Source organism: Aeromonas ichthyocola (assembly GCF_046087985.1).
GTDB lineage: Bacteria > Pseudomonadota > Gammaproteobacteria > Enterobacterales > Aeromonadaceae > Aeromonas > Aeromonas rivipollensis.
The window spans coordinates 1-3,148 of the sequence record NZ_JBJSWH010000016.1 but is presented as its reverse complement, the minus strand read 5'-3'; the positions used below and the strand labels follow the sequence as shown (position 1 = coordinate 3,148).

Below are 3,148 nucleotides of genomic sequence, written 5' to 3'. Positions count from 1 at the left end.
GCCTGGCAGTGTCCTACTCTCGCATGGCGAATGCCACACTACCATCGGCGCTACCGCGTTTCACTTCTGAGTTCGGCATGGGATCAGGTGGTTCCACGGCGCTATGGCCGCCAGGCAAAAAACTTCATCCGGAAAGCTGACGTGAATAACGAGGTTGCCCGTAGGCTTTGTCGCTATCACTGAATTTGTAAGTAGTCTCGCACTTGCTACAAGCCTTAGAACACTTCTTGGGTGTTGTATGGTTAAGCCTCACGGGTAATTAGTATGGGTTAGCTCAACACGTCGCCGCGCTTACACACCCCACCTATCAACGTTGTGGTCTCCAACGGCCCTTTAGGACCCTCAAGGGGTCAGGGATGACTCATCTCAGGGCTCGCTTCCCGCTTAGATGCTTTCAGCGGTTATCGATTCCGAACTTAGCTACCGGGCAGTGCCACTGGCGTGACAACCCGAACACCAGAGGTTCGTTCACTCCGGTCCTCTCGTACTAGGAGCAACTCCCTTCAATCATCCAACGCCCACGGCAGATAGGGACCGAACTGTCTCACGACGTTCTGAACCCAGCTCGCGTACCACTTTAAATGGCGAACAGCCATACCCTTGGGACCGACTTCAGCCCCAGGATGTGATGAGCCGACATCGAGGTGCCAAACACCGCCGTCGATATGAACTCTTGGGCGGTATCAGCCTGTTATCCCCGGAGTACCTTTTATCCGTTGAGCGATGGCCCTTCCATTCAGAACCACCGGATCACTATGACCTACTTTCGTACCTGCTCGACCTGTCCGTCTCGCAGTTAAGCTGGCTTATGCCATTGCACTAACCTCCTGATGTCCGACCAGGATTAGCCAACCTTCGTGCTTTCTCGTTACTCTTTGGGAGGAGACCGCCCCAGTCAAACTACCCACCAGGCACTGTCCGCGAGCCCGATTCAGGGCCCTGCGTTAGAACATCAAACATACAAGGGTGGTATTTCAAGGACGGCTCCAGCGCAACTGGCGTCACGCCTTCAAAGCCTCCCACCTATCCTACACATGTAGGTTCAATGTTCAGTGCCAAGCTGTAGTAAAGGTTCACGGGGTCTTTCCGTCTAGCCGCGGGTACACCGCATCTTCACGGCGAATTCGATTTCACTGAGTCTCGGGTGGAGACAGCATGGCCATGGTTACACCATTCGTGCAGGTCGGAACTTACCCGACAAGGAATTTCGCTACCTTAGGACCGTTATAGTTACGGCCGCCGTTTACCGGGGCTTCGATCAAGAGCTTCGCTTGCGCTAACCCCATCAATTAACCTTCCGGCACCGGGCAGGTGTCACACCCTATACGTCCACTTTCGTGTTTGCAGAGTGCTGTGTTTTTGATAAACAGTCCCAGCCATCTGGTCACTGCGACTCCCAACTGCTCCATCCGCAAGGGACTTCACTGTCAAGAGCGAACCTTCTCCCGAAGTTACGGTTCTATTTTGCCTAGTTCCTTCACCCGAGTTCTCTCAAGCGCCTTGGTATTCTCTACCCGACCACCTGTGTCGGTTTGGGGTACGATGACTTGTAATCTGAAGCTTAGAGGCTTTTCCTGGAAGCAGGGCATCAATGGCTTCACCACCGTAGTGGCTTCGTCTCGTGTCTCAGTGTTGTGTCTCCGGATTTGCCTAGAAACACCACCTACGCACTTTCACCAGGACAACCGTCGCCTGGCCCACCTAGCCTTCTCCGTCCCCCCATCGCAATTACAAGTCGTGCAGGAATATTAACCTGCTTCCCATCGATTACGCCTTTCGGCCTCACCTTAGGGGTGACTCACCCTGCCCCGATTAACGTTGGACAGGAACCCTTGGTCTTCCGGCGAGGAGGCTTTTCACCCCCTTTATCGTTACTTACGTCAGCATTCGCACTTCTGATATCTCCAGCATACCTCTCGATACACCTTCGCAGACTTACAGAACGCTCCCCTACCACTCATACATAAGTATGAATCCGCGGCTTCGGTGCCTGGTTTGAGCCCCGTTACATCTTCCGCGCAGGCCGACTCGACTAGTGAGCTATTACGCTTTCTTTAAATGATGGCTGCTTCTAAGCCAACATCCTAGCTGTCTGAGCCTTCCCACATCGTTTCCCACTTAACCAGAACTTTGGGACCTTAGCCGGCGGTCTGGGTTGTTTCCCTCTTCACGACGGACGTTAGCACCCGCCGTGTGTCTCCCGGATATTACTTACTGGTATTCGGAGTTTGCATGGAGTTGGTAAGTCGGGATGACCCCCTAGTCCAAACAGTGCTCTACCCCCAGTAGTATTCGTCCGAGGCGCTACCTAAATAGCTTTCGGGGAGAACCAGCTATCTCCGAGTTTGATTGGCCTTTCACCCCCAGCCACAGGTCATCCCCTAACTTTGCAACGTTAGTGGGTTCGGTCCTCCAGTTGATGTTACTCAACCTTCAACCTGCCCATGGCTAAATCACCCGGTTTCGGGTCTACACCTTGCAACTAGACGCCCAGTTAAGACTCGGTTTCCCTACGGCTCCCCTATACGGTTAACCTCGCTACAAAATGTAAGTCGCTGACCCATTATACAAAAGGTACGCAGTCACCCCAAGGGCTCCCCACTGCTTGTACGTACACGGTTTCAGGTTCTATTTCACTCCCCTCACAGGGGTTCTTTTCGCCTTTCCCTCACGGTACTGGTTCACTATCGGTCAGTCAGGAGTATTTAGCCTTGGAGGATGGTCCCCCCATATTCAGACAGGATGTCACGTGTCCCGCCCTACTCGATTTCACATCAAGGTTGTTTTCGTGTACGGGGCTATCACCCTGTATCGCTGGCCTTTCCAGGACCGTTCCACTAACTTCCAAGATGCTTAAGGGCTAATCCCCGTTCGCTCGCCGCTACTGAGGGAATCTCGGTTGATTTCTTTTCCTCGGGGTACTTAGATGTTTCAGTTCTCCCGGTTCGCCTCTGTTACCTATGTATTCAGTAATAGATACCCAGCTTATGCTGGGTGGGTTTCCCCATTCGGAAATCTGTGAGTAATAGCGTCTCTTACCGACTTCTCACAGCTTATCGCAGGTTAGTACGTCCTTCATCGCCTCTGACTGCCAAGGCATCCACCATGTACGCTTAGTCACTTAACCATACAACCCCAAGAAGTGTCG

2 rRNA genes are annotated in these 3,148 nt (G+C 52.9%); both read right to left on the bottom strand.

Annotated features, from left to right (window positions below):
- A 5S ribosomal RNA gene (gene rrf, locus ACF2JD_RS22545) occupies positions 1-115 on the bottom strand.
- Between the two features lie 123 nt (positions 116-238).
- Positions 239-3,127, bottom strand: a 23S ribosomal RNA gene (locus ACF2JD_RS22540).
- Positions 3,128-3,148 lie beyond the last annotated feature (21 nt).